This is a genomic window from Nitrospirota bacterium, from assembly GCA_016195565.1.
Taxonomy (GTDB): domain Bacteria; phylum Nitrospirota; class Thermodesulfovibrionia; order Thermodesulfovibrionales; family UBA1546; genus UBA1546.
Window position 1 is genome coordinate 1 of the sequence record JACPZK010000008.1, and the last position, 26,718, is coordinate 26,718.

23 protein-coding genes and 1 tRNA gene are annotated in these 26,718 nt (G+C 44.1%); 13 read left to right on the forward strand and 11 right to left on the reverse strand.

Features of this window, described 5'->3' with window-relative positions; genetic code table 11:
- The first annotated feature begins 559 nt into the window (after nt 1-559).
- A complete protein-coding gene (locus tag HY035_03625; protein MBI3377479.1) occupies nt 560-1,456 on the forward strand; it encodes a hypothetical protein in 897 nt (298 codons plus the stop codon).
- A 211-nt stretch (nt 1,457-1,667) separates the two neighbouring features.
- On the opposite strand, the gene HY035_03630 is transcribed toward HY035_03625, so the two are convergent.
- From HY035_03630 to HY035_03660, 7 genes are all read right to left on the reverse strand, one after another.
- Nucleotides 1,668-1,744: transfer RNA gene (locus HY035_03630), tRNA-Met, on the reverse strand.
- 66 nt (nt 1,745-1,810) lie between these two features.
- Nucleotides 1,811-2,938 (reverse strand): rod shape-determining protein RodA, encoded by a 1,128-nt coding sequence (gene rodA, locus HY035_03635; protein ID MBI3377480.1) that lies wholly within the window; start codon nt 2,936-2,938, stop codon nt 1,811-1,813.
- Nucleotides 2,939-3,007: 69 nt separating this feature from the next.
- On the reverse strand, nt 3,008-4,777 hold the full coding sequence (mrdA, locus tag HY035_03640; protein MBI3377481.1) for a penicillin-binding protein 2: 1,770 nt from the start codon (nt 4,775-4,777) through the stop codon (nt 3,008-3,010).
- Entirely contained in the window at nt 4,767-5,234 is a 468-nt protein-coding gene (locus tag HY035_03645; protein ID MBI3377482.1) for a hypothetical protein, read from the reverse strand. Before HY035_03645 ends, mrdA begins: the two co-directional genes overlap by 11 nt.
- The gene (gene mreC, locus HY035_03650) at nt 5,231-5,995 is read right to left on the reverse strand and encodes a rod shape-determining protein MreC (protein MBI3377483.1); all 765 of its coding nucleotides are present in this window, start codon (nt 5,993-5,995) and stop codon (nt 5,231-5,233) included. Before mreC ends, HY035_03645 begins: the two co-directional genes overlap by 4 nt.
- A 17-nt stretch (nt 5,996-6,012) precedes the next feature.
- Complete coding sequence (locus HY035_03655) at nt 6,013-7,044, reverse strand: rod shape-determining protein (protein MBI3377484.1); 1,032 nt, start codon at nt 7,042-7,044, stop codon at nt 6,013-6,015.
- Nucleotides 7,035-7,493 (reverse strand): RDD family protein, encoded by a 459-nt coding sequence (locus tag HY035_03660; protein ID MBI3377485.1) that lies wholly within the window; start codon nt 7,491-7,493, stop codon nt 7,035-7,037. Before HY035_03660 ends, HY035_03655 begins: the two co-directional genes overlap by 10 nt.
- 35 nt (nt 7,494-7,528) lie before the next feature.
- Here HY035_03660 and HY035_03665 point away from each other — a divergent pair, with 35 nt between their 5' ends.
- On the forward strand, nt 7,529-9,376 hold the full coding sequence (locus tag HY035_03665) for a penicillin-binding protein 1A (GenBank protein MBI3377486.1): 1,848 nt from the start codon (nt 7,529-7,531) through the stop codon (nt 9,374-9,376).
- Here HY035_03665 and ftsY read toward each other — a convergent pair.
- Nucleotides 9,330-10,235 (reverse strand): signal recognition particle-docking protein FtsY, encoded by a 906-nt coding sequence (ftsY, locus tag HY035_03670; GenBank protein MBI3377487.1) that lies wholly within the window; start codon nt 10,233-10,235, stop codon nt 9,330-9,332. The two genes, HY035_03665 and ftsY, sit on opposite strands and share 47 nt — an antisense overlap.
- Before the next feature lie 109 nt (nt 10,236-10,344).
- Between ftsY and HY035_03675 the strand changes: the two genes are divergently transcribed.
- The 7 genes from HY035_03675 (at nt 10,345) to clpB (ending at nt 19,230) form a co-directional block, all read left to right on the forward strand.
- Nucleotides 10,345-11,775 carry a hypothetical protein gene (locus HY035_03675; GenBank protein MBI3377488.1) on the forward strand — a complete coding sequence of 477 codons (1,431 nt, stop codon included), beginning with the start codon at nt 10,345-10,347 and terminating at the stop codon, nt 11,773-11,775.
- Between the two features lie 159 nt (nt 11,776-11,934).
- Nucleotides 11,935-12,270: a prepilin-type N-terminal cleavage/methylation domain-containing protein gene (locus HY035_03680; GenBank protein MBI3377489.1), complete on the forward strand. Its 336-nt coding sequence runs from the start codon at nt 11,935-11,937 to the stop codon at nt 12,268-12,270.
- Between the two features lie 45 nt (nt 12,271-12,315).
- Entirely contained in the window at nt 12,316-12,651 is a 336-nt protein-coding gene (locus HY035_03685; GenBank protein ID MBI3377490.1) for a prepilin-type N-terminal cleavage/methylation domain-containing protein, read from the forward strand.
- Nucleotides 12,652-12,705: 54 nt separating this feature from the next.
- A complete protein-coding gene (locus HY035_03690; protein MBI3377491.1) occupies nt 12,706-14,484 on the forward strand; it encodes an O-antigen ligase family protein in 1,779 nt (592 codons plus the stop codon).
- A gap of 411 nt (nt 14,485-14,895) precedes the next feature.
- On the forward strand, nt 14,896-15,993 hold the full coding sequence (dnaJ, locus tag HY035_03695) for a molecular chaperone DnaJ (protein MBI3377492.1): 1,098 nt from the start codon (nt 14,896-14,898) through the stop codon (nt 15,991-15,993).
- Nucleotides 15,994-16,114: 121 nt separating this feature from the next.
- Nucleotides 16,115-16,462 (forward strand): MerR family transcriptional regulator, encoded by a 348-nt coding sequence (locus HY035_03700; protein ID MBI3377493.1) that lies wholly within the window; start codon nt 16,115-16,117, stop codon nt 16,460-16,462.
- 101 nt (nt 16,463-16,563) lie between these two features.
- Nucleotides 16,564-19,230 carry an ATP-dependent chaperone ClpB gene (clpB, locus tag HY035_03705; GenBank protein MBI3377494.1) on the forward strand — a complete coding sequence of 889 codons (2,667 nt, stop codon included), beginning with the start codon at nt 16,564-16,566 and terminating at the stop codon, nt 19,228-19,230.
- A gap of 151 nt (nt 19,231-19,381) precedes the next feature.
- On the opposite strand, the gene HY035_03710 is transcribed toward clpB, so the two are convergent.
- Nucleotides 19,382-19,711 (reverse strand): PilZ domain-containing protein, encoded by a 330-nt coding sequence (locus tag HY035_03710; GenBank protein MBI3377495.1) that lies wholly within the window; start codon nt 19,709-19,711, stop codon nt 19,382-19,384.
- A gap of 86 nt (nt 19,712-19,797) precedes the next feature.
- Nucleotides 19,798-20,568, reverse strand: coding sequence for a hypothetical protein (locus HY035_03715; protein ID MBI3377496.1), 771 nt, complete (start codon nt 20,566-20,568; stop codon nt 19,798-19,800).
- Between the two features lie 385 nt (nt 20,569-20,953).
- Here HY035_03715 and HY035_03720 point away from each other — a divergent pair, with 385 nt between their 5' ends.
- The 3 genes from HY035_03720 to HY035_03730 all read left to right on the forward strand — a co-directional run bounded on the left by HY035_03720 (nt 20,954) and on the right by HY035_03730 (nt 24,619).
- A complete protein-coding gene (locus tag HY035_03720; GenBank protein MBI3377497.1) occupies nt 20,954-22,048 on the forward strand; it encodes a radical SAM protein in 1,095 nt (364 codons plus the stop codon).
- 132 nt (nt 22,049-22,180) lie between these two features.
- Nucleotides 22,181-23,362, forward strand: a complete 1,182-nt coding sequence (locus tag HY035_03725) for a cation:proton antiporter (GenBank protein ID MBI3377498.1) — start codon at nt 22,181-22,183, stop codon at nt 23,360-23,362.
- A gap of 24 nt (nt 23,363-23,386) precedes the next feature.
- Nucleotides 23,387-24,619 carry an MFS transporter gene (locus HY035_03730; protein MBI3377499.1) on the forward strand — a complete coding sequence of 411 codons (1,233 nt, stop codon included), beginning with the start codon at nt 23,387-23,389 and terminating at the stop codon, nt 24,617-24,619.
- 31 nt (nt 24,620-24,650) lie between these two features.
- Here the strand turns inward: HY035_03730 and HY035_03735 are convergent, their stop codons facing one another.
- Complete coding sequence (locus HY035_03735; GenBank protein ID MBI3377500.1) at nt 24,651-26,321, reverse strand: proline--tRNA ligase; 1,671 nt, start codon at nt 26,319-26,321, stop codon at nt 24,651-24,653.
- Between the two features lie 257 nt (nt 26,322-26,578).
- Here HY035_03735 and HY035_03740 point away from each other — a divergent pair.
- Nucleotides 26,579-26,718, forward strand: a 140-nt coding sequence (locus tag HY035_03740) for a general secretion pathway protein GspE (protein ID MBI3377501.1), incomplete at its 3' end; no start/stop codon positions are given.

Here is a 26,718-nt window from a genome sequence, read left to right on the forward strand (position 1 = left end):
CCTACAGGATAAAATACAATACCTATAGGCCGCATGAGGCGCTGGGATATGATATCCCGGCTAATTATTATAAACTTGAAAATCTGGTGGGACTAACTTTAAACTCGAAATAGTTGTTCCGAAAAAGTCGAGCAGGACAATGTCTCCATTGAACTTATAAGAAGTTACGTGTCTTACAACAAATTAAAACGTGATCATGAGTTGGCTTATATAATTGATGCAAAGGAAAAGTTAGAATAAAAATTAAAATAGGATTGGCGTACGTTTTTTCACATTCTGACGTTCCAACTTCTCGATAACTCGTCTCACGCAAGATTGCAGGCTTCTATACGTAATGCACATGTGTGCTGTATCAGCATATTCTGTGTGTTTCATCAGCGGTGACAATTTCCCCATATTTTACGACCTTTCGCTTTTAGTCCATATTACCGCAAAAAGCCAAGTATTGTATATAGCTTTCCATTGATTTAAAAGATTTTTTTCTTTTTTATTTGCGCAACGTTATGCTATATTCTAGTCATAAAACCAGAAAATACCAGCTTGGTAAGGGGATGGCCATATGAGCGCTGAAAAAGAACTTCTTGAGTTAAGATCCTTTTGGGCCTCAATTACTATCCCAATCGTGATCTCTTCTGGTCTCGGGTGCGTAATCCGTACCCAAACGCCACTTCAATGGGATTTTTCGTGGATCGGGACAAATCTCTTTCTCGATATCTTCAAGGTCCCTCTTGGTATCCTTGCGCTGATATTCCCCTCAGTCGCATTAGTAGCTTCAAATCATCGGTCACGGCAGTCGGCCAGACTAATATCCCTTCAGAACTCGCAGAACATCTTCGTTAATCATTACACTCACATGGACAAGTTCGAGGAACACTGTAGAGAACTTGAGACCTTTAAGAAATCTTTCTTATCAGCTCACAATCCGAGAATCTTTCATTCGGTCATATATCCAAGGTCTAAGGATGGTGACTACTCCCTCAACTCAGAGTTTCTCTCCAAATTTGGCAAGAAAAACGGTGAATTGATGTTCCGGGCAGTTGACATCAGAAACAGATTTACGGAAGGGAAAATCACTAGGGATCAGGCCAGAACAATGGTTTCTGAATTTATTATCGAGGCTTTAAAGCTTGTGCTATTTGTTGATGGTCAGTTTCGTATACCCCTCGATAACATTAGAATGTTTTCTGACCTAATGGAGGTTGTTGTCTCTCTTTCGGAACTTGTTCAAGCTTTCACCGAGTTTGATGGCAGTTCACAATATCGTTTTGAGGTAGGCTACCTCCGTTATTTCGGTTCAGCGGCGTTAGGAATTTGCGAGTACACAGATATTGCCCTCAAGAGTTATAAGGACCGCTTTGATATCAAAGCTCCTGGTGCCGCCGAACTATACCACTTATTCGGGACAAGTAAGGAGGAAGGTCCAGATGTGGGGCAAGATGGGGGCGTCCATAACTAAACAATTAACTTCCGGATAATATCGGAAGAACAGGTGCGGGAAAGAAACTAAAAGGGCAAGAATGCGGACGTCTTACATCCTCCGCTGTTTTTTGTGTTAATTACCAATTGAAACAATCAGCCATGCCGTCTTCTTAAAAATGCGAAGTTCTGTGAGAAATCCTCTCTGACCCAGTGTGCTTATATTATGGAAGCATAAATTGTCAAAAAAATGGTGGCGGTGCAGGGAATCGAACCCCGGACACTGCGGATATGAGCCGCATGCTCTAACCAACTGAGCTACACCGCCTCACAAACAGCTAATAGCTGATAGCTGTCAGCTTGAGAGCTAATAATTATAACAGAAGCCACGCTTTTAATAAAAGAGTTCAAATCTCCTTGTCCTTATGTTTATGAGGATGCCGGCTGCAATGAAGTTTGAGAGAAGCGCTGTGCCGCCGTAGCTCATAAAAGGTAGGGGAATGCCGACTACAGGCATAATGCCGAGAGTCATGCCTACATTTATAAAGAAGTAGGTTGAGAACATGGCTGTTATTCCGGCAGCGAGGAGCCTGCCGAATTCATCTTTTGCCTTTAATGCAGTATCGAGTCCCCTCAGGATTAAGGCGAGGTAGATAAGCAGAAGGGAAATGCTTCCAACAAGCCCCCATTCCTCTGCGAATACCGCAAAGATAAAATCAGTCTGTTTCTCCGGAAGAAACCTGAACGGCCCTTGCGTTCCCTTCATGTAGCCTTTTCCAAGAATACCGCCTGAGCCTATAGCAACCTTTGACTGGTTTATGTGATAACCGATACCTGCCGGATCTGCCTCAGGCTCCATGAATGCAACAATCCTGTTTTTCTGATAATCTTTCAGTCCTTCCCACATTATGTTGCCGATGAATGGGATTGAGATCACTCCGATTACAATCAGAAGTACGACAACTTTTTTTTGTAATCCTTTCACAATGCTGAGCGACAAGAACATTATCAAGAGAATAATTGCGGTGCCGAGGTCGGGCTGCTTGAGCAGGATTATCAACGGGATAAACGTGAACGCCAGAAAAATTTTTATAATAGAGGCCAATCCCATTGTACCGCTGAGTTCCAGGAAATGCCGCGCTATGACTATTATGAACATTAGCCTGAATATTTCGGACGGCTGAAAAGAAAGCGGCCCGATGGTCAGCCATCTTTGTGCTCCCATGCCTGTCTTCCCCGCTAAGAGGACCACTAAAAGCAGGACTACGCCTGCCGCATATGCAGGATAAGCAAATCTGCTCATCCAGATATAGTCAAAACTCACGATAAAAAACAGCGCTGTGATTCCAAGCAGCAGCCAGTATATCTGCTTTATGTGATAATTCGGCTGTTCATGAGGAAGCAAGGGGCGTGTGGCGCTATATATTGTCATTATGCCTATAATAGACAGAAGTACTACTATGAAGAAGGTGCCCCAGTCAAAATTTTTAATCAACCGCCTGTTTATTTTTATGTTCAACATAAGTTTAACCATCAGCGCAGCAGAGCAATAGAGCAGCAGTCTTTAGTGCAGAAATCTTTAACTACTGCGCTACTGTGCTACTGAGCTACTGTTCTGTTTATTTTTCAGATACGCTTCTATTGCCAGCTTTGCAATAGGAGCTGCGGCTCCGCCGCCGTGGCCGCCGTGCTCAACAAAAACGCATAGTGCAATCGCGGGTTTTTCTACAGGCGCAAATGCCACAAACCACGCATGGTCACGAAATTTTTCAGGCAGTTGATGTGAGCTTTTCCTTATGCTTACTACCTGTGCTGTGCCTGTTTTCCCTCCAACGGGCGCAACAGATGATTTTGCCGCTCCGCCTGTCCCGCCGCCTTCATTTACAACACCGTAAAGGCCGTCTCTTACAAGGTCAAAAACCTGAGGTTTTATATTCACACTCGCAACAGGCTGTAACGGCGTCTCTGCTTTAACCATTACAGGCCTGTATATTAAACCTCCATTGGCAACCACGCTCATAAGTTGAGCCATCTGCATTGGGGTGACGGATACATAGCCCTGGCCTATGGCTGCATTGAATGTCTCACCGAGATACCACTGCTGGTTTCTTTTCTCATGCTTCCACTTGGTGTCCGGTATCAGTCCTGAGCGCTCTTTTACCAGTTGCAATCCTGTTTCGCTTCCGAGTCCGAGTTTTCTTGCATACTCTGCAATTTTATCTATTCCGAGACGTTTTCCTGCTTCATAAAAATAAACATCGCATGATTCAACTATAGCTTTGTGCAGAGAAACGGTTCCGTGTCCGCCCTTTTTCCAGCAGCCAAACTGCCACTTCCCGTAGGTTATTCCTCCGGTGCAGGTAACTTTTGTGTCAGGCGTGATTACTCCTTCATTGAGCGCTGCAATAGCCGTGACAATCTTGAATGTTGACCCCGGCGGATACTGGCTCTGGAGCGCCCTGTTAAGCATAGGCACTTTTTTATCCTGAATCAACGCTGTCCACTGACTGTAATTGACGCCGCGCGCAAACAGATTAGGGTCAAAAGACGGCCTGCTCACAAGCCCGAGTATTTCTCCTGTGTCAGGCTTCAAAGCAACCACTGCCCCTGCTCTTCCTGCAAAGGCCTCTTCCGCAGCTTTCTGCAGATTAATGTCTATGCTCAATTTTAAGTCTTCTCCCTTAACAGGAGGGTTTTCCTGCAGAAGTTTTATCTCTCTTCCAAGGGCGTCAATTTCTATAATCCTTTCTCCTGGTATTCCGCGCAGAGTCCTGTCAAATAAAAGCTCTGCGCCCCATTGTCCGATAAATGCCTCCGGCGGCACATCTTTGAATTCCGGATTTTTTGACTGGGAAGGGTTAAGTTTACCGAGATACCCGATGATATGGGCTCCGATATCTCCGTACAGATATTCACGGCTCATGTCAATGTCAATTATCAATCCCGGAAAATCTGAGCGCCTTGCTTCTATCGCCGCTATTTCCTTGAACGTGAGCCCTTCCTTAAGTTTTACAGGTTCAAACGGACTCAGTCCTTTTTTGTTTATTCTGGCATAAATATCACCGGCGTTGATTCCAAGAATATCAGCTAAATACTGTATATTTACCTGTTTTAAATTATCGGGCATGAGTGAAGCGTAAAAATATGGAGAATTTTTTACCAGGGGAGCGCTGTTTCTGTCATATATTATTCCTCTGGGAGCAGGGCTTTTAATTATACGGAGCATGTTCCCCATGGATATTTTTCCGTATTCTTTTCCCTGAAGAACCTGAAGCTGCCACAGCCTGATTGCAAACAGCGCGAATAACCCGATAATGACATAACTTGCCAGCAATATTCTGTCTCTGCTGTTATTGCTCATTTTGAGGCCTCAAGAATATACCGAGTAAAGAATTTATGAGTGCAGCGGTAAATATTATGGACATTGCGCTTGGAATAGAAGTAGGCATATGCTCAAATATTGTTATAGAAAGGAATACAATTATGCCGTTGATGGCAGTCAATAGGGAAATGCCTATTACTCCAAGAACCGGCGTCCACCTGAAAAAACTTCCGCCAGAGGCGGATGACATAAAAGCGGAAAGAAAGCCTACCATGCCTTTCCCTAAGATATTGGGACCTAAAATACCTCCGGAAAGACTGTCGCCTATAAGCCCTATAAATGAACCGAACAGCAGGCCCTTGGCTTCTCCGTTTTTTAGCCCGAAATAATAGGCAATAGCTGCCGCTAAATCAGGCTGTGCGCCAAGAATTGATATTCTGCTCTGAAGCAGGAATGCTGAAAATATTATGATGAGGAGCAAAATAATTTTCTTCATCGTCCTACTATCACGACTTCTTCAAGTTTTGTGCTGTCCTGAAACGGAGTAACCTCTATGTTCTGAAAAAGGCCCGCGCCTTTTTTTGCGATTCCGGTTACAGCGCCGACAGGTATGCCGGGAGGGAAAAGAGAGTCAAGCCCTGAGGTAAGCGCCATTTCGTTTTCTTTTACTTCATATTCGTGAGAGACATATTTCAGCATACAGGTTTTTGAACCTGTTCCGGAGATTATTCCTTCAGTTCTGCTTTCCTGAAGCCTTATTGCCGCCGAGAAATTCACATCATTGAGCAGGAGGACATATGAGTAAGAGTTCAATGCGGAAAAAACCTTGCCTACAAGCCCTTTGCCGGTTATCACTGTCATATCCTTTTCTACGCCGTCATTCAGGCCTTTGTTTATTACAAGCGTGTTGGTCCACTGGTCATTGCCTCTGGAGATAACCCGTGCAGCAGTGACGTATTTCTTTTCTTTTTCTTTCAGCGCCAGCAGTTCTCCGAGTCTTGCATTCTCAAGAATTGCTTCCTTGTATTTATGCCGCTCCATAAGCAGATTATCAAGCTCCAGCTTCAATCTCCTGTTTTCTTCATCGCGCAGTTGTATCTTTTTAAAGGCGCCTTTTATTTTTGAACAGATAGAATTGATGGCGTCATTCGCAATGTTGACAGGGTAGTTTATAAGGCGCAGGGGATTGGAGAATCCCCTGTTAATCTGGTATGTCATCAGAATGAATGACACAATGATAAGAGAAAAAAAAAGCAAAAACCTCTTCTTGGGCATTAATTAATATATATCTTTCTTAGAAGTTCAAAGTCGTCAAGCATCTTCCCGACTCCTCTCACAACTGCAGTCAGGGGGTCATCGGCCACTATTACAGGAAGTCCGGTCTCTTCTCTTATGTAGGCGTCAAGCCCCCTTAGAAGAGCTCCGCCGCCTGCAAGCACGATTCCGTGGTCCACAAGGTCTGCTGCAAGTTCAGGCGGTGTGTTCTCAAGTGTGACTTTTATCGTATCAAGAATTATATTTACAGATTCGCTAATGGCCTCCCGTATTTCATCCTCGTTTATGGTTATGGTTTTCGGAATACCTGATATAAGGTCTCTTCCTTTTATCTCCATTTCACAGGGGCCGTCTCCGTCTGAAGGGTATGCGGACCCTATCTCTATCTTTATCTGTTCTGCGGTCCTCTCGCCTATCATAAGGTTGTAACGCCGCTTCATATAGGCAATAAGCGCTTCGTCCATTTTGTCGCCGCCCACTCTCACAGCCTTGCTATAGACAACGCCGTTAAGAGAGATAACTGCGATGTCAGTGGTGCCTCCTCCGATATCAACAATCATATTCCCTGACGGCTCACCTACAGGCAGACCCACACCGACTGCTGCAGCCATAGGCTCTTCGATCAGGTAGACTTCCCGCGCGCCTGAGGCCTGTGCTGCATCTTTTACAGCGCGCTGTTCAACCTGTGTTATGCCTGACGGGACTCCTATGATTATCCTCGGAGATACAAAACTGCGTCTGTTATGCACCTTTGCAATGAAATACTTGAGCATCTCTCCTGTGGCGTCAAAGTCTGCTATAACGCCATCCTTCATGGGCCGTATAGCCATTATATTCACAGGGGTTTTGCCAAGCATTTTTTTTGCTTCAGCGCCGACTGCAATAGGTTTCTTAGTATCCTTCCTTATAACAACGACGGAGGGTTCATCGCATACAATCCCTTTGCCTTTAACAAATACGAGAGTGTTTGCGGTGCCAAGGTCTATGGCAAGATCATTTGAGAATAAACCAAGAATATTGTTTAAGAACATTTCTTCTCTCCTTCTGTATTGTAACTTTTAATTTCTTCTATGACAGTTGTCCTGGCAATCTCATCGCCAAGCCTCATTCCTTCCTTGCTCCCGAGAAGCATTACGAACTCGAACCCCACTACAAGCAGCGTAATAACCCATCCGATTAATGGGATTCTCCATAGCGCTGCGCCGATACACAGCACAAGATTTCTCAATATTGACTCTCTGACTGAACATGCCTTATCGGCTGCAATGGAAACAACCTTTAATCCTGTAAGCTGTTTCCCGAGACTCTTGCCATTAAAAAGCCCGTCGCTGATTAACAGATAAGCAAGTCCGGCAAAAAATCCTGCCCTCGGGATAATCTCTGCCGCAGCAGCGACAATTATAAGGTCAATTGTCTTTGCAACACTTCTGAGAAGCAGGCTTGCTCTTTTGGGTTCTTCCAACATCTTAAATTTTAACAAAAAACAGCGCACATTTCAATTATAATTAACTATAGATGGTTAAGCTTGAGCAGGAACTCAAACATGCGGAAAAAAACAGAATTTCAAAGATGCGGATTTTTTTCGCGCTCCTGTCTGTTTTTTCTGCGGCTGCCGGCATAATTATAGGTTCCATCTACTGGATGCTGTCCGAACTTCCGCAGATAAAGGCGCTTGAAGCATATAAGCCGATAGAATCTTCTCATGTTTATTCCTCCGAAGGAGAACTGCTTGCGGAGTTATATCTTGAAAGAAGGACCTTTATCCCCCATTACAAGATACCGGAGCATGTCAAGAAGGCCTTTGTATCTATTGAGGATATAAGATTTTACAAGCATCATGGAGTTGATGTTACAGGGATTATGCGGGCTCTCTACTATGATGTTAAGGCAGGCAGCATTGTCCAGGGAGGAAGCACGATAACCCAGCAGCTTGCAAAGATGCTTTTTCTTAAGCCTGACAGGAGCATAAAAAGAAAGATCCGGGAGGCAGTCATTTCCATACAGATAGAAAAGCGCTATACAAAAGATGAAATACTCGGCCTGTATCTGAATCAGGCTTATTTCGGAACACGGGCTTATGGCATTGAGGCGGCTTCACAGACATATTTCGGGAAATCAACAGGTGAGCTTAATATAGCTGAAGCGGCGCTCCTTGCGTCTCTGCCCAAAGCTCCGTCGCTGTATTCTCCTTTTAAAAAGCCTGATAAAGCTAAGGAAAGGAGAAGAAAGGTTCTGAAAGAAATGCTGAAGAATAAATTTATAACAGAGGCTCAATTTAAGGAGGCTGACGAGTTTCCCCTGCCTGTGACCCCCAATTTCAGAAAATATAATGCGCCGTATTTCATAGAAGCCATCAGGCAGGAACTTGAGAATAAATACGGAGACGAATTGTACATTTCAGGATACAGGATATATACCACTCTCAGCGCAGGCCTGCAGAAGGCTGCGGAGGACGCGGTTAAAAAGGGGCTTTCCTCTATAGGAAAAAGGGCAGGCCCCGGCGTAGAGGCGGCGCTTGTTGCCATAGACATTAAAACAGGACATGTAAAGGCAATGGTTGGCGGCTCTGATTTTTGGAAAAACCAGTTTAACAGGGCAACTCATGCATTAAGACAGCCCGGCTCTGCATTTAAGCCATTTGTTTATACGGCTGCGATTGAAAAAGGGATGACGTCGCAGGAAAAAATAGATGATTCTCCTATTTTTTTGAAGGGTTCAAAACCCGGGGAACTATGGTCTCCAAAAAATTATGACGGCAATTATCATGGAAGCGTTACACTTAAGACCGCCCTTGCCCAGTCTCTGAACTCCGCTACTGTAAGGCTTGCAGATAAGCTTGGGATAAAAAATGTTGTAGAAGTGGCAAAGAGGCTCGGCATAAAGAGTGAACTTCAACCTTACACATCTCTTGCGATTGGGGCTTCTGATGTTACTTTGCTTGAGATGGTATCAGCATACTCGGCGTTTGCCTCCGGCAAAAGAGTAAAACCTGTTTTGTATGAAAAGATAATTGGCAGGGACGGAAGAATCGTAGAGGAAACAAGGCCAGAAGTAGAAGACCTGCTTTCAGAAAAGGTTGCAGAAGAGATGAAGGTTCTTCTCAGGGCTGTTGTTGAAGAGGGGACTGCACAGAGTGCAAAAGAACTGAAAAGGCCTGTTTACGGCAAGACAGGCACGACAAACAATTATACGGATGCATGGTTCATAGGTTTTGATGACAGGCTTGCAGTTGGCGTCTGGGCCGGAAGGGATAACCACAAGCCAATCGGCAAAAAAGAGGCCGGTTCAAGGGCAGCCCTGCCGATATGGATTGAGTTTATGAAAAAAGCGCCTCCACAAATTCCTCAGGAACAAAGTCCCTGAGGTCGTCAATCCCTTCGCCGATTCCTATAAGCCTGACAGGTATTCCGAGTTCTTTCTTTATCGCAAATACGATTCCGCCTTTTGCCGTGCCGTCAAGCTTTGTGAGCGCAATACCTGTAACGCCGACTGCTTCGTTGAAAATCTGCGTCTGCCTTAGTGCATTCTGTCCTGTGGTTGCATCAACAACAAGCAGCACTTCCTGAGGCGCATGAGGCAGTGATTTCTGTATAACACGTTTAACCTTTTTTAATTCCTCCATCAAAGGACTTTTTGTATGAAGCCTGCCTGCTGTGTCAATGATAACAATGTCAATTTTTTTATGTTTTGCAGACTCTATCGCATCATATGCAACAGCAGCAGGGTCCGAACCGCTCTGGTGTTTGACAATAGAAGAACCTGACCTTTCAGCCCATATCTCAAGCTGTTCTATTGCAGCAGCCCTGAAGGTGTCGGATGCGGCAAATAAAACTGAATGCCCCTCTGACCTGAACCTGCTTGCAAGTTTTCCGATAGTAGTAGTCTTGCCCACGCCGTTAACACCGACTGTAAGTATAACAAACGGCTTCTCACCGAATAGGACAACAGGCGAAGAGGAGCCGAGCAGAGAAATCATTTCCCTCTTTAAAAACTCTTTTGCTGAAATGCTGTCTTTGACCTCGCCTTTTTTAATCTTGTCTTTCAAGGAGTTGACAATTTCTGCCGCGGCATACACTCCGATATCAGATGTTATAAGTATTTCTTCAAGTTCGTTGACAACTTCTTCGTTAATCTTTCCATGCATTAAAACAGATTCAACTTTTTCAATAAACCCTTTTCTTGTTTTTGCAAGCCCTTGTTTCAGCCTGTCAAACAAACCCATCAGCCCTCCCCGGAGTAAAAAGTTAGAAGTTAGAAGTTTTAAGTTGAAAGTTAAATCAATTAACTCTTAACTTTTAACTCTTAATTTTTTTCTCTTGATATAATACACCATGAACTTCTATAAATTCATAATCGCACGCCTTAACGGCAGGGATATTGAGAAAGACTTTGATTATTACCTGAGGCTTGTAAAAAAAGGCATTGCAGGGTTCATTGTTTTCGGAGGAGAACTGAATACAGTCAGGCAGGGCATAAGAGAACTTCAGAAGGAAGCGGACGGCTGTTTAATCATTGCCTCTGACCTGGAACGGGGATTAGGACAGCATATTGAAGGAGGCACGATATTCCCGCCTGCAATGGCAGTGGCATCCGCAGTCAAAAAAGACAGTTCACGGTTCACGGTTCACGGTTCACAGTTAAAACTTTTAAGAAAAATTTTTAAAACTATTGCAATTGAGGCGAGGTATGCTGGTATAAATACAATCTTTGCCCCTGTTCTGGACATAAACACTAATCTAAGAAATCCGATTATCTCAACAAGGGCATTTGGAGAAGACCCTGAGAGCGTATCTTTTTTCGGATGCGAGATGATAAAGATATTTCAGTCTCATGGCATTACTGCCTGCGGCAAACACTTTCCGGGGCACGGCGATACGGAAACAGACTCGCACATAAAACTCCCAAAGATAAAAAAAGATATTAAAGCTCTATCAAAGACAGAGCTTGCGCCATTCAGAACTGCGATTAAAGCAGGCGTAAAGATGATTATGCTCGGTCATCTGAATGTCCCGGCGTTGGACCCGTCAGGCATCCCTGTGTCGCTCTCGCAAAAGGCTGTCAGTTATCTCAGAAACAAACTCGGGTTTAAAGGCATCATAATCACGGATGCTATGAACATGGGAGGCATAGGGAAATATTCGGAGGAAGAGGCGTCTCTTATGGTGCTTAACGCAGGCGTTGATATACTGCTTCACCCGGCTGACCCTGACAGGGTTGCGGCATATCTTGCACAAAAGCTATCGGCAGTCGGCTTTCAGCGCTCAGGAAAAAGCTTATTTCCCCAAAAAATAAAAACTTCTGTTGTTCCTGATTTTGAAAAGAATGGGCGGCTTGCTGAGAAAATTACAAAGATGTCTATAAAAATAGACGGGCAGATAAAACTGATGAAAAATCCATTGCTGATTATTTTGAGTGATGACATGGAGAATAAAAGCAAGACATTAATTGACAGGCTAAAACTCAGGCATCCCAATTTGGAATTTTTAAGATTCAAGGCAGAAAGAAATGTTTCTCTAAATAACATCCCTGAAAACAGAGAATTGATTGTTGCTGTTTTTTCAGGCATCAGGGCATGGAAGGGAGGGACAAGCCCTTGGCTTTTAAAATGTATCACGGAATTAAAAGACAAGACTGAGATATTTATATCTTTTGGCAGTCCATATCTAATTGATAGGGTTGGGAATGATGCAACAAGAATATATGCCTATTGGGATTCTGAGGCAGCGCAGAAGGCAGTGACAGAAGTTATCATGCAGGGGTAACATTTTGGGTAAATATTTACTCAAAAACCAGATATCTAAATATATAACTGACTGATTTTAAATCATTATTTTCAGGCATGGACATTGCTTCTATAGAGAACAATGCAGGGCTCATTCCCGCTTGTCGGGAATCTTATTTTTAAAAGGAGGAACAAGATTATGTTAAAAAACAAGGGAGGCTTCACGCTGATTGAGCTGGTAATGATTATCATTATTCTGGGTATTCTGGCTGCAATAGCATTACCGAGGTATGTAGACCTTCAAAGAGATGCACAAACAGCCGTGGCTACCGCAACTATCGGAGCAGTCAGGTCAACAGCTGTCATTAGATATGCAAATACGAGAACTCCAAGCACATACGCAATGCTCCAATCAGAGACCGACTATGACAGGGCTAACATAACTTTTGGCGGCTCATGCACTGCTGCTACAGCGACGTACACAGGAGGGTCTATCTACAATTTCGACATAAACTCTGCTTATTGTTCTGGCTAAGAGAAGTGAAAAAACTAAAAAAAAGTAGAAGGAGGATTAGGAATGATGTTAAAAAACAAGGGAGGCTTCACGCTGATTGAGCTGGTAATGATTATCATTATTCTGGGTATTCTGGCTGCAGTGGCAGTGCCGAGGTATGTAGACCTTCAAAGAGATGCACAAACAGCCGTGGCTACCGCAACTATCGGAGCAGTCAGGTCAACAGGTCTCATTAGATTTGCAAGCACGAGAACTTCAAGCACATACGCAATGCTCCAATCAGAAACTGACTATGACAGGGCTAACATAACTTTTGGCGGCAACTGCGCTGCTGCTACAGCGACGTACACAGGAGGGTCTATCTACAATTTCAACATAAGCACCACGTACTGCTCAGGATAGAAATTTGAGAAAATGAGCTAAATGACACGATTATATTTCTCAAAAGGGGCAGCAATGCCCCTTTTATTTTTTTTTGTCGGGTTTATATTTATCCTTGTTATTTCTGTCCTTTCAGGATGGATGCTTTGGTGGACGGTTGCAGCATGTCTTGTAATGCTCTTTTTAAAGAAATACGATCAGCCATTTCCGTTTACTCTTTTATCCAGCTCGTTCCTAATCTATGTCTTTATCCTATTTATTAACGGTGTTGTTCTTAACAATGTTTATCACGGCGAGGTTGTATTTAATATTCTTTTTTTTATTCTCCCCTTTATCGTGTTTTCACGTCTGGATGTCTTAACCATTGAGCGATTTTTTAAGGTTGCCGCATTCATATTTACCCTGCTGGTTATATGGGGGCTTATTCAGCATCTTACAGGCTTCTTATATATTGTTGATCAAGGGAGAAGGGCAAGTGCAATTTTTTATACATCCAATACCTTTGCGACAGGGATAAACCTTTTTCTGATTTCATTCGCAGCACTGTATCTTTCAGGCATCAACCAGCGGCTTACTTATTGGCTTGCCATGTTATTTTTTTCAGGGCTTATGGCTACCCAAAGCCGTGGAGGCTATTTAGGGCTGACCTTTGGAATGTTGTTTTTAGCGTTGTTTAGCTTCATCGGACAGGGGCAATTGAAAAGGAGTCATATCCGCTGGGCGCGGCTGGCGCTGGGATTTGCTGTTGTTGTTCTTATTTTCCAGTTTTCCCCTTCATGGAGCGGTGATGACGTGAAGGCAGCAATCATGGAAGGCAACACCTCTAACCGTCTTGAACTTTACACTATCGCATGGCAGGCAATCAAGGACAATCCCTTATGGGGCTACGGCTATTTTAATTTCGGTTATGTTTTCCACCGGTATAAGATACCGCCGTTTCTTGACAAGGCTGCGTTATTTGTACATAACGATTACCTGCAGATATGGCTTGAAACAGGACTGCCGGGTTTTCTGGCATTGCTTACCGTAATTGGTGTCCTTTATCTAAGCCTGTGGAAAAAACGTTCAGATATTAATTCCATGCCAAATCCGGCTTGGCTGGGTGTAATTGGCGCTGCCATGACCTCTCTCTTCAGCCATGCAGCAGTGGATTTTCCGCTGTATATTCCGGCATTGCAGTTCCTGTCAGGCGCCTATCTCGGCACTGCCAACAACCTCTTAAGAGATAGTTCAATCCCAAAAACAAAATTTATTCCTTCCATAAGTTCGTTCATAGAGCGCATGGGCATCAGATTAATTGTGGTAAAAATATTGGCAGCCTTTGTGCTTCTATTCTGGCTGTTGCAGCCGGCGATTGCTCAGTTTGCTTCCAATCAGGGTCTTGAACAGTTAAGCAAAGGGAATGTCAAAATTGCGCTGAAGAAATTCAGGCTGGCTCAGCGGTTAATCCCGGGGAATGCATATTATTACTGGTGCGAAGGGATAATCCTAATGGATCAGGCAGTTGAACTGCAAAACCGTGAATTAGCTGTTCTTGCAGACAATGTCTTTGCAAAAGGAGCAGACGCAAATACGTACTATCCGGATAATTTTCTTGAACGCCTTCGTCTTCACCGTGACCGTCGTGCTCTATTGGAGAAACCTGCTGATCCTGAAACATTATTGCAATGGATGGAACACGTACGGACATGGAATCCGCATATTCTTTCAGTCAAAATAGAATATGCGCGCACTCTGGCTTTTGCCGGCAAAAAAAGGGAAGCTAAACTCTTTGCAAAGCAGTTACAGAGAGAGAATCCGGAATACAAGGCGATAGAGAAATTGATAAATGATCTGGAACAAGGCGTCTATTAAAGCAAATTGAGACTGCTGAAAAACCCTATTCAAATGAGATTGCTTCGCTTCGCTCGCAATGACAAAATAAGCTTTCGTAATCTGTCATTGCGAAGAGACTTATCCTGAAGCAATCTGCTCACTTTTTAGCTGTGAATTACTAATATCATTGATATTTACTTGACACGAATTGACTCACTTGTTATTATATGAACAAATGCGTATCAAAGAGACACAAGGAGCAGTGTAAATTGCAATGTCATTCGTCATTCCCCGATTTAATCGGGGAATCCAGAAGAAAAGGAACTGGATTCTCTGGTCAAGCCAGAGAATGACATTTTCGAAGTGAAATCTTGTGGCGCGTTGTTTTTAGGTATTTAAATTAGGTTTGGGGTTTGATAAGGTTATTATAAGGATAAAATCGGAGGATAAATGGCGCCTGCAGTTAAAGACTACTATGAGATGCTCGGCGTAAACAAAAACGCCTCTCAGGATGAGATAAAGAAGGTGTACAGGAAGCTTGCGCGAAAATATCACCCTGACCTTAATCCCGGCGACAAGACCTCAGAGCATAAATTCAAGGAGATAAACGAAGCATACAGTGTGCTCGGCGATGAAAAAAAGCGGGCTGATTATGACCAGTTCGGCAAATCTCCTTTTGAGGCAGGCGGGCCATGGTTTGAAGGGGCAAGGCCTGATTTCGGCGAGACCTCTGATTTTGGCGGATTCGGGGATGTTTTTTCTGACATCTTTGGAGCAGACAGAAGGTATGGACAATTCGCGAGAAAAGGCGCTGATATGTTCATGGCTATTGAGCTCTCTTTGGAAGATGCATTCACAGGCGTTACGCGTTCTGTTGCCATTACAAGAGAAACCCTGTGCAGGATATGTAATGGAGCAGGCGCTGAGTCCTATCAAACATGCGATAGATGCAAAGGAAGCGGGAAGCTTCAAACATCAAAAGGTTTTTTCAGGATGTCCCAGACATGCACATCATGCGGAGGAAGCGGAAAGAAGATTACGAAAACTTGCAGGGCGTGTAACGGCAGGGGAAAAACACTTCAGACAGATACAATAAAGGTAAAGATACCTGCGGGCGCTGATACAGGCTCGATAGTGAAGCTTAAAGGCATGGGGGGCGTTGGCGAGGCAGGCGGCCCTCCGGGAGATTTGCGTATAGAGGTGACTGTAAGGCCGCATCCTGTATTTACGCGAAAGGAAAACGACATTTATGTGGATTTGCCAATCACATTTGGCGAGGCAGCGCTCGGCGCAAAGATTGAAGTCCCTACAATAGATGGAAGCGCAGTGATGACTATCCCGGCAGGGACGCAAGGGGGGCAGAAGTTTAAGCTTTCCGGAAAAGGTTTTTCTTCGCCGAGGACAGCAGGGAGGGGCAATCAATATGTCATCGCAAAGATTGTTGTGCCGAAAGATATAAACAGCAGGGCAAAAGAGGCGATAAAAGAGATAGAGGCACTATACAAGGAGAATCTCAGGAAAGATATTATGGCGAGGAAACATTCATGAAAAATTCTAAATTCAAAGCACGAAATTCTAAACAAACACAGAATGGTTTTGAAGATTTGAATTTAGAATTTGTTTGGGATTTAGAATTTAGGATTTGGTTATTTTATGTTTGGAGGAGGCCATGACCGAAAGGGACAAGAAACAGCCTTTATATGTGATAAGCGTTGTGGCAGAGATGCTCGGAGTGCATCCTCAGACACTGAGGATGTACGAGAGGGAAGGGTTTGTAATACCCCGAAGGACCAAGCGGCTGAGGCTGTATTCTGAAGAGGATGTGGAAAGGCTTAACTTTGTGCTGAGCCTTACCAAAGAACTCGGTGTGAATAAGGCAGGCGTGGACATTATTTTGAGGATGAGACAGAGGGGTGAGGCGCTGCAGCATGAGATGGAAGAGATGATGCGCCTGCTTGATGAGGATATGCAGCATGATTTTGAAGAAAGGATAAAGAGGATTTTTGAGGGGGAATAAATATTTCAAAGTCATTCCTGCGAAGGCAGGAATCCAGAAAAAATAAAGACTGGATTCCGCATCAAGTGCGGAATGACACGACCGGTGAGGAGGAATAAATAATGAGGATGGATAAATTGACAATAAAGAGTCAGGAGGCTGTGCAGGAGGCGCAGAGGCTTGCCGAAAGAAAAGGGAATCAGGAACTCCAGCCGGAGCATCTCTTGTTTGCCCTGCTTGATGATAAAGAGGGAATTGCGCATCAGATATTGACGAGGCTCGGAGTTGATTCAAATGCTTTTCAGAGAGATGTTGAAGAGGAGATAGAAAAATTCCCGAAGGTGCTTGGCGCAACTCCAGCGGGACAGATATATATTTCACAGAGATTGAAAAATGCCATAGAGGGCGCTTTCAGAGAGGCAGAACATCTTACAGATGAATACGTGAGCGTTGAACATCTTTTGCTTTCTCTTATATCCGCAGACGGAACTTGTGCCGGGTTATTAAAAAGATACGGTGTTACCGCTGACAAGGCAATGTCTGCGATGCGGGAAATCAGAGGCGCGCAGCGCGTAACAGACCCGAACCCTGAGGATAAATATCAGGCTATTGCACGTTACAGCCGCGACCTGACAGAGCTTGCAAGGAAAGGAAAGCTCGACCCTGTTATCGGAAGGGATGATGAGATACGGCGCATTATACAGGTGCTTTCAAGAAGGACCAAGAATAATCCTGTTTTAATAGGAGAGCCCGGTGTTGGTAAGACCGCTATCGCCGAAGGGCTTGCGCAGAGGGTTGTGGCAGGAGATGTGCCGGAAACATTAAAAGATAAAAAGGTCGTTGCACTTGATATGGGAGCGCTTGTTGCCGGCTCAAAATATAGAGGAGAATTCGAAGAGAGACTCAAAGCTGTTTTGAAAGAAATAGAGCAGGCAGAGGGCAGGATTATACTTTTTATAGACGAACTTCATACAGTTGTGGGCGCAGGCGCAGCAGAGGGAGCGATAGATGCATCCAATATGCTCAAACCCGCGCTTGCAAGGGGAGAACTGAGATGTGTCGGCGCAACAACGCTTGATGAATACAGAAAACACATAGAAAAAGATCCTGCATTAGAAAGGCGGTTCCAGCCTGTTTACATAAAAGAACCCTCTGTTGAGGACACAATATCAATCCTCCGCGGGCTCAAGGAAAAATACGAGGTGCATCACGGAGTTAAGATAAAGGATTCGGCTCTGATATCCGCCGCTGTTCTTTCTCACAGATATATCTCTGACAGGTTTCTTCCTGATAAGGCGATAGATTTAATTGACGAGTCAGCTTCAAAGCTCAGGATGGAGATAGACAGCATGCCTGTTGAGCTTGACGAAATTGAGAGAAAACTCCGCCAGCATGAGATGGAAAAACAGGCTGTTATGAAGGAAGAGTCAAAAGACGCAAAGGAAAAACTTGATAAGATAAAAAAGGAAATGGCAGAGCTTCAGAGCAGAAGAGACGAACTCAGGGCGCAATGGCTTGCTGAGAAAGAGATAATTTCAAGGATAAGAGATATTAAAGAGCAGATTGAAAAGACAAAGATAGAATCAGAGCGCGCTGAACGCGAAGGAGACCTGACAAAGGCATCAGAGCTGAGGTACGGCAAGCTCCTTGAACTCCAGAAATCACTTGAGGGTGAAAATAAAAAACTTGCCGGTGTTCAGGAAAGAAGAAAGATGCTCAAAGAAGAGGTTGATGAAGAAGACATAGCAGAGGTCATCTCAAAATGGACAGGCGTGCCTATATCAAGGATGCTTGAAGGAGAGATTCAGAAACTTCTCAGGATGGAAGAAAGGATCAGGCTCAGAGTTGTGGGGCAGGATGAGGCAATAGGGGCTGTTTCAAATGCAGTCAGGCGTTCACGCGCAGGGATTCAGGATCCTAACCGTCCAATCGGTTCCTTTATATTCCTCGGCCCCACAGGTGTCGGCAAGACAGAGCTTGCAAGGGCTTTGGCGGAGTTTTTGTTTGATGATGAAAACGCAATGGCGCGCATTGATATGTCAGAGTATCAGGAGAGGCATACTGTTTCAAGGCTCATCGGCGCGCCTCCGGGCTATGTCGGATATGAAGAAGGAGGACAGCTTACAGAGGCCATCAGGAGAAGGCCTTATGCCGTGGTGCTCTTTGACGAAATAGAAAAAGCGCATCCGGAGGTCTTTAATCTTCTTTTGCAGGTGCTTGATGACGGAAGGCTTACAGACGGGCATGGCAGGACAGTTGATTTCAGAAATACGGTTCTGATAATGACGTCAAATATCGGGAGCATGCATATACAGGAACTCCTTACAGAGAGGACGAAGAGGCCTGTTGCATACTGGGGCACTGCCGAAGAAGAGGATAATAAAGAAATGAAGGATAAGGTAATGGCAGACCTTAAGGCATTCTTCAAGCCTGAGTTCATCAACAGGGTTGATGAGATTGTGATATTCAATCCCCTTTCAATACAGCTTCTGAAGCAGATAGTTGAGATACAGGTTAGCAGAATGAAGAAATACATAATGGAGAAGAATATAGATATAACCCTGACAGATGCGGCAAAAGAACATCTCGCAGAGACAGGGTTTGATCCTGTTTACGGAGCAAGGCCGTTAAAAAGGGCCATCCAAAAGGAGATGCTCAATTCTTTGGCTTTGAGCATCCTTGACAAGACATTTAAAGAAGGGGATGTTGTTGGGGCTGATTTTAAGAACGGCAAATTCGTATTCAAAAGGGCTGCAAAAGTAAATAAGGAAAAAGTAGAAGCAGCTTAAGAGTTCAAAAGTCAGAAGTTCAAAAGTTTTTTGATATTCACGCTCTTCTGTACGTTCGACTATAGCACTTTGGAACTTTTGTTCTTCTGCACTATTGTACGTTTGGACTTCTGGCTATGGCACTATGGCGCTGTTAGGCTTTGACATTCTCTCAACTGATGATATCGATAAAGCGATCGTAGGATATTTCCCTGTCAAAGGTGATACCCACGAAATAATCTCTCCCCTGCGAACAGACCGAGGCTATCCTCCCCTCAAAAATGTCTGCTTTTGTCATCCCATCGTGGGCATAGGATAAAAGCTCAACAGAGACCGGAGCAGCTTTCTTCATAAACATGTTTGAATAAACCCCCATCCCACCCTGCGAGATATTGATTACCTGCATGGTCAGTCTCTCAGATAAGCCCTCATCCTTCCTTGTAATCACCGCTTTGGTGGACACCGGATACCTCAGATACCTGCGGACTTCTTTATAATACATGGCTGCTCCTTTTTACAATTAAAATCAGACGCAGTTATATTATAAAACTTTTAGGGGAGAAATGTCTTCGGAATGCGTGATTAATTCTAACCCTCTTCTCTCTCCAGAAGCTCTCTGTAAATATATGGTTTTGTGGATGAAGGGACATCAGGCGCTGCATAGAGTTCTTTGAGGTCTGTTGTTTTCATATCCTCAAGAAATTTCACGACACAGGCAAGCGGAGCATGTTTGTTAATGATAAGCGCCCATCTGATTTGATACCGCGCCGACCATTTGGGATGTTCTGCTATCAGCCTGATTATGTGGAGAGATATTTTTTTCATACTTATAATTTTGTATATATCCCCCTCTGTCATGTAAGGGCTGTCAAGGCAGACAGCAACAACCTCTCTCAGCCCTTCTTCAATGAGTTTCATGAGCACATTGCTGCTGGCCCTCTTTGCAAGCGTTATCTTGACGCCGAGAGCCATTGCAGGAATCTTTTCGCTGATTTCTCCTTCAATTCTCACTCTTACATTTACAGGGAGCACATTGTTGCGTGTTAAGTCAGTGAGGTCAAAAACTCTCAGAAACTTAATGAGGGAGAATGTCATTTTTTGCGGAGTCTTGGGGTTCTTGCAGAGCGCAAGCCTGACTTTATAGCTGTCTTTCCATCTGACATGGTGCGATAAGGATTCAAGAATCCCGGACTCAATATTCCTTCTGCCGGCTATTACGGAAGCAAGGTCTTCGGTAAGGTTTTTGTTGTTGATAAGGATTGCAATAACCTCAGAGGATTTGTGATATACAAGAGGTTTAAGTTCTTCTTCGCCTGCGGCAGACGCAAGCTGTCTGTCTCTGCTTAAATCAATTCCCATGAATATATTTTAACTCAATATAGACCATTTATCCTCTACCTTAAAATACCATTTCAGGAGGCTGTGGCTGTCTTTCAGCAATATTCACGGGTATATTTTAGAGCAGCAGAGCAGTAGACCAGCAGTCCGAAACAATCTTTCTGAAAAACTGCTGCTCTACTGAGCTCCCGAAAAATAGACATAGCACTATAAACGCTTGAATTGCCTGTCATTGCGAGAACCCGAAGGGTTCGCGGCAATCTTTCTGTAAAAGCTTGAGATTGCTTCGTTTCACTCGCAATGACAACTTTCTATGTCTATTTTTCGGGAGCTACTGTGCTATTGCTCTAATAGTAAGAGGGAAATTATAATAACAGAAGGCTCCGCCAGAGGCGGAGAAGATAAAATGGGAAAAAGATATTTCGGCCATATAGAAGTCCCCCTCAAGCGAATCCATATAGAACTCACAAACATCTGTGATTTTAACTGTGTGTTCTGTCCGAAGTCTGCAATGGAGAGGCCATACGGCTATATGGATACGAAACTTGCCAAAAGGATAATTGATGAGATTCAGGAAAACAAGCTGTGCGATAAGATTACCTTTCATGTAATGGGAGAACCGACGCTGCATCCTGATTTTTTTGAGATACTGTCTTACAGCCAAGATAAAGGTGCGAAGGTGGGGCTTACCACAAACGGAGGCAGGCTTGGAGGCGAGACGGGAAAACGCCTTCTGGACTACAACCTCCATCAGATAGATATTTCCCTTCAGACGCCTGATGCGAAATCCTTTGCCCTCAGAAAGGCAAATGCGCTTACGTTTGATTCGTATCTCAGCGGCATTCTCAACTTTTTCTCTTCCTATATGGCAAAGAGAAGGGGCACGGTTTTTAAGTTCAGGTTTCTGAATACAAGATTCCCCCAGAAAAACATAGAGAAGAAAGCCGGGCCGGTAAGGGTCATGTCATCAACAGAAGAATTGCGAGATACCTTCAGCTATTGGGCTCGTCGCATATACGACATTCTCGGCGTTGAATCAGAAAAGCGAGAGAAAGCAATTAGGCGTATAAAATCCCTTGTTTCCTACAAGTGGAATGTCGTGGAGATTTATCCTGATGTTTTTTTTGAGACATATATGCTTGAAGACTGGGGACACGCCTTTGACAGCGGAAAGGTTTATGATGCATGGGCAGGCTACTGTTTCGGGATGAGAGACCATTTCAGTATCTTGCATAATGGTGATGTAGCGCTGTGCTGTGTGGATTTTAACAGCCGCACAAAGGTCGGCAATCTCAATAATTCATCTCTTAAAGAAGTCCTTTCGTCAGAGGAAATGGGCAAGATAATGAAGGGGTTTAAAAAATTTCAGCTTGTTCATCCGTATTGCAAACGCTGTCTTGGAAGCGGTTCTGTCTTCTCATGGCTGTTGAAGCCTGTTATGTCAGTCACGGTTCTTAAAACTCTTAAGCCGTTTTTCTATAAAAAGATAAAAGTTTTTTGACATTGCTGTTTATATTATGCTATTTTAGCATCGGCGATGGAGTTCGCCATTAACCGCCCCGATCTTATCGGGACTGATGACTCCTACTCTCAGTTATGAGGGCAGGAGTTTTTTAGTTTATGGAGGTGCTGAGTGACAGTAAGCCTTGCATGGATAATCCTTCTGGGGCTGTTTTCTGATTATCTGTTCAGAAAGCTGCGGCTTCCGGGTCTTATCGGTATGCTGTTTGCGGGAATATTACTGGGGCCTTATGCCTTTAATCTTATAGACCCTGTTTTGATGAAAGTATCATCTGACTTCAGGATGATAGCGCTGATAGTTATTCTTTTAAGGGCAGGGCTGGCTACAAAAAGAGATACGCTTAATAGAGTAGGCAAGACGGCCATTCTTATGGGGTTTCTTCCTGCTGTTTTTGAAGGAGCGGTGATTACGCTTATAACCGCATTCTTTTTTAAGATGAGCATTCTTGAATCTGCCCTGCTCGGTTTTATTATCGCTGCTGTGTCGCCTGCGGTTGTTGTGCCCGCAATGCTGAAATTCATTGAAGATAACAAGGGGACAAAGAAGGGGATACCAACTTTGCTTCTTGCATCGTCATCTCTTGATAATGTGTTTGCCATAGTTGTTTTCTCTGCACTAATCAGCTTGTTTGAAGGTAAAGGCGGAAATATTTTCCTTAAAGTTCTGGAAATTCCCATCTCTCTCGCGGCAGGCATTGCCCTCGGAGCGGCAGCAGGTTTCATGCTTTATTGGGTATTCAAAAAGTATCAGCCAAGGGCAACCAAGAAAGGCATGATAGTTATCGGCACAGCCATTCTTCTTACCTGGCTTGAAAAATTCTTAAAGCCGTTTATCCCTGTTTCTGCGCTCTCAGGTGTAATGACTATAGGATTTATCCTCCTTGAAAAATCAGAACCCATTGCGCACAAGGTGTCGCAGAAGCTCGGAAAGATTTGGGTCTTTGCAGAGATTATCCTTTTTGTGCTTGTCGGAGCACAGGTCAACATCCATGTTGCAGGTGATGCAGGGTTTGCAGGCCTTGCAATAATACTTATCGGTCTGGCTGCACGGAGCATCGGGGTTTATGTCTCTCTCATCAAGACTGATTTTGTCCTAAGGGAAAAACTCTTCTGCATAGTATCATACATTCCAAAGGCAACTGTACAGGCTGCCATAGGCTCAGTTCCCCTTTCTGTTGGCGTCAGAGGAGGGGAAGTAATACTTGCTGTTGCTGTCTTGTCCATACTCTTTACCGCGCCGATAGGAGTAATGGCAATGAATGTTGTCGGAGAGAAATTTTTGAAAGAGAGCTGACATTTATCCTGAACTTTGAAAGCAATGCCAGATAAAAAAATCATTGGCTTAGAACGGAATGTCTTTTTCGCGGGGCTTGTGAGTTTTTTCATGGACATGAGCTCCGAGATGATATATCCGCTTGTTCCAATATTTTTAAGTTCTGTTCTTGGCGTAAATAAATCAGTTATCGGGCTTATAGAGGGGATAGCGGAAAGCACCGCAAGTCTTCTAAAAGTATTTTCAGGATGGTTCTCTGACAGAATCGGCAAGAGAAAAATCCTCCTTATTGTTGGTTATGGCATCTCAACATTGAGCAGGCCGATAATAGCGCTTTCAACACTCTGGGGACACGTCCTTGTATTTCGTTTCACTGACAGATTCGGGAAAGGCATAAGAGGCGCTCCAAGAGATGCGCTAATTGCTGAATCAACTCCGCATAAAAATCTCGGGCGCTCTTTTGGATTTCACAGGGGAATGGATACGCTTGGGGCAGTTATCGGCCCTGCGATAGCATTCATCCTGCTTTTGCTTTTCACGGGCAATTACCGGCTTGTCTTCTGGTTTTCCATGATACATGGAATAATCGCAGTGCTGATAATTGTTTTCTTTATAAGAGAAAGGGGTCAAGGAAGCAGAGGAGCAGTGAATAGTGACAGTGTCACCAGAGAAAACCCGACGCCGAAAGCTGACACTGACACAAACCCTTTGAAAAATTTTGACTGGCGCTTCAAGGCCTTTGTTGCCATTGCAACGCTATTTGCAGTAGGCAACTCAAGCGATGTGTTTCTTATTCTCAGGGCTACAGACACAGGCGTTAAAGAAACGCAGATACCGATAATCTATCTCTGCTTCAATCTTGTTTATGCCCTCACTGCAATTCCTGCGGGAATCTTGTCTGACAGGATTGGAAGAAAAAGGATACTACTTGCAGGCTTTATTCTTTTTGGGTTTATCTACTGGGGATTTGCTTTTGCATCAGAACAAAAACATATCTGGGGATTATTTCTTTTATACGGAGTTTTTATGGGGCTGACAGAAGGGATTCAGAAGGCATATCTCGGAACTCTAATCCCGGACAAGTTCAGGGCTACAGGCTACGGCATCTTCAATACATTTACAGGCCTCGCAATATTTCCCGCAAGCGTTGTAGGCGGATGGCTATGGGACAAGTATGGCGCTCAAGCAACTTTTTATTACGGCTCTATTACGGCATTTCTTTCCGCATTTCTCTTTATCCTTTTCATCATCACTGCGAGAAGAAAAGGGCAGAAATGATGTGTTTATGAGTGCAATGAGGAGGGAAGGCTTAGACCGAAACCCTTTCTATTACCTCTTCCACTTTCACCTTAACCGCCTCTTTTGTCCTTCTGTCCTTAATCTCAACAAGTCCTTCTTTGAGGTTCTTTTCGCCGAGGATTATTTGAGTCGGGATTCCGATTAAATCAGCGTCTTTGAACTTGACTCCTGCCCTTTCATTACGGTCATCCATCAGGACCTCAATGCCTTTTTCTTTCAATTCCTTATAGAGCTTCTCCGCAATTTCAACTGTCTTTGAATCGTTCATGTTCAGAGGCAGAAGCTCAACGTCGAAAGGCGCAATGCTCTTGTGCCAGATGATTCCGTCCTTGTCATTGTTCTGCTCAATTGCCGCTGCTGCTATACGCGCAGGCCCTATTCCGTAGCTTCCCATGATAATCGGTTTCTCCTGTCCGTTTTCATCAAGATAAAATGCTTTTAGCGGCACTGAGTATTTTGTCCCAAGCTTAAAGATGTTCCCTATCTCAATGCATTTTTCTATTCTTAATTCTGCCCCGCATTTATGGCATGCGTCTCCTCCTTTTGCAAGATGTATGTCATGCCACTCTGCCTTAAAGTCCTTCTCCTGTTTAATGCCTTTTGCATGATAATGCTGTTTGTTTGCGCCGCTGATATAAACCCCTTCCTGCAAACACGAATCAGCAATGACTCTTATCTTCTGGTTCATGGGCCCGATGAACCCTGCCTCAACACCGAGAATTTCCTTGACCTCTGTTTTCTGTGCAGGCCTGTGACTGCCAATAATCTTTGCAAGCTTTTTTTCATGAAGTTCCTGATCTCCACGCACAAGCGCAAGCACAGGTGTTTTGTCCGCCATAACAAGTATGCTCTTAATAAAGTATTCAGGTTTAATTTTTAGAAAATTTGAAACTTCCTGAACTGTGCGTTTTTCAGGTGTGTGAACCTCTTCAAATTCCCAGTCTTCACTCTTGATTTTTGAAGGGACTGATTGTGCAAGCTCAACATTTGCAGAATACCCGCACTTATCGCATAATGCTACCTCGTCCTCGCCCGCAGAACTCGGCGCCATGAATTCATGCGAAACTGCGCCTCCCATCATGCCGGGGTCTGATTCAACCTGATGGAATTTCAAGCCGCATCTTGCGAATATTTTATGATATGCTGCTGCATGGAGCTGATAACTTTTTTCAAGGGACTCCTCATCAGCGTCAAAGCTGTAACTGTCTTTCATGATGAATTCCCTGGTCCTTAAAACACCGCTCTTGGGCCTTGCCTCATCCCTGAGTTTTGTCTGAATCTGATACCATATCTGAGGCAAATCCCTGTATGAGCGAATCTCCATGGATGCAAGCCAGGTCATTATTTCCTCATGCGTCATGCCAAGGCACATGTCCCTGCCTGTCCTGTCTTTAAGCCTGAACATCTCATCTCCGATTGTATTCCATCTTCCGGTCTGCTGCCAGACCTCTGCAGGATGAAGCACAGGCATTGATATCTCCTGAGCGCCGATAGCCTCCATCTCCTCTTTTAAAATCGCATCTATCCTGTCAAGCGCCCTCCAGCCCAAGGGAAGAAATATATACAGCCCGGCAGCAAGCTGCCTCACATAACCTGCCCTGAGCATAAGCCTGTGGCTGACTGCATCCGCATCTGCAGGAACTTCTCTCAGTGTCGGGATGAACATTTTTGAAAAACGCATCTATGCCTCCAGTTAACAATAAGAGTTAAGAGTTAAGAGTTAAGAGTTAAGAGTTAAGAGTTAAGAGTTAAGAATTAAGAATTAAGAATTAAGAATTAAGAATATAGGTCTTTAAAAACTTCTAACTTCTAACTTGTAACTCTCATGTGAATTAGAGTAATTCATAAAGCCGGTTTAGTCAAGAAGGAAGACAGCGGAATTCTGCCCCTCCCCCTCTATACTTCCATAATGGTTTCTGTATGGTGTAAAATTAAAACATGGCAGGTAAATTAGGACAGATACTCATAACCTCAGGAATAATCACAGAGGCGCAGTTGAACGAGGCCTTAAAACTGCAGAAGAAGGGCGGCGGAAGGCTCGGGACGAATCTCGTAAAATTAGGGCATATAACCGAGGA

What these genes read in the sequence shown, in the direction of transcription:
- HY035_03735 (MBI3377500.1), bottom strand. Translation starts at nt 26,321, where the DNA reads ATGCGTTTTTCAAAAATGTTCATCCCGACACTGAGAGAAGTTCCTGCA.
- HY035_03655 (MBI3377484.1), bottom strand. Translation starts at nt 7,044, where the DNA reads ATGTTCTTAAACAATATTCTTGGTTTATTCTCAAATGATCTTGCCATA.
- HY035_03715 (MBI3377496.1), bottom strand. Translation starts at nt 20,568, where the DNA reads ATGGGAATTGATTTAAGCAGAGACAGACAGCTTGCGTCTGCCGCAGGC.
- clpB (MBI3377494.1), top strand. Translation starts at nt 16,564, where the DNA reads ATGAGGATGGATAAATTGACAATAAAGAGTCAGGAGGCTGTGCAGGAG.
- HY035_03690 (MBI3377491.1), top strand. Translation starts at nt 12,706, where the DNA reads ATGCCCCTTTTATTTTTTTTTGTCGGGTTTATATTTATCCTTGTTATT.
- dnaJ (MBI3377492.1), top strand. Translation starts at nt 14,896, where the DNA reads ATGGCGCCTGCAGTTAAAGACTACTATGAGATGCTCGGCGTAAACAAA.
- HY035_03700 (MBI3377493.1), top strand. Translation starts at nt 16,115, where the DNA reads ATGACCGAAAGGGACAAGAAACAGCCTTTATATGTGATAAGCGTTGTG.
- HY035_03680 (MBI3377489.1), top strand. Translation starts at nt 11,935, where the DNA reads ATGTTAAAAAACAAGGGAGGCTTCACGCTGATTGAGCTGGTAATGATT.
- rodA (MBI3377480.1), bottom strand. Translation starts at nt 2,938, where the DNA reads ATGTTGAACATAAAAATAAACAGGCGGTTGATTAAAAATTTTGACTGG.
- HY035_03625 (MBI3377479.1), top strand. Translation starts at nt 560, where the DNA reads ATGAGCGCTGAAAAAGAACTTCTTGAGTTAAGATCCTTTTGGGCCTCA.
- HY035_03645 (MBI3377482.1), bottom strand. Translation starts at nt 5,234, where the DNA reads ATGAAGAAAATTATTTTGCTCCTCATCATAATATTTTCAGCATTCCTG.
- HY035_03665 (MBI3377486.1), top strand. Translation starts at nt 7,529, where the DNA reads ATGGTTAAGCTTGAGCAGGAACTCAAACATGCGGAAAAAAACAGAATT.
- HY035_03675 (MBI3377488.1), top strand. Translation starts at nt 10,345, where the DNA reads ATGAACTTCTATAAATTCATAATCGCACGCCTTAACGGCAGGGATATT.
- HY035_03685 (MBI3377490.1), top strand. Translation starts at nt 12,316, where the DNA reads ATGTTAAAAAACAAGGGAGGCTTCACGCTGATTGAGCTGGTAATGATT.
- HY035_03730 (MBI3377499.1), top strand. Translation starts at nt 23,387, where the DNA reads ATGCCAGATAAAAAAATCATTGGCTTAGAACGGAATGTCTTTTTCGCG.
- ftsY (MBI3377487.1), bottom strand. Translation starts at nt 10,235, where the DNA reads ATGGGTTTGTTTGACAGGCTGAAACAAGGGCTTGCAAAAACAAGAAAA.
- HY035_03720 (MBI3377497.1), top strand. Translation starts at nt 20,954, where the DNA reads ATGGGAAAAAGATATTTCGGCCATATAGAAGTCCCCCTCAAGCGAATC.
- mrdA (MBI3377481.1), bottom strand. Translation starts at nt 4,777, where the DNA reads ATGAGCAATAACAGCAGAGACAGAATATTGCTGGCAAGTTATGTCATT.
- HY035_03710 (MBI3377495.1), bottom strand. Translation starts at nt 19,711, where the DNA reads ATGTATTATAAAGAAGTCCGCAGGTATCTGAGGTATCCGGTGTCCACC.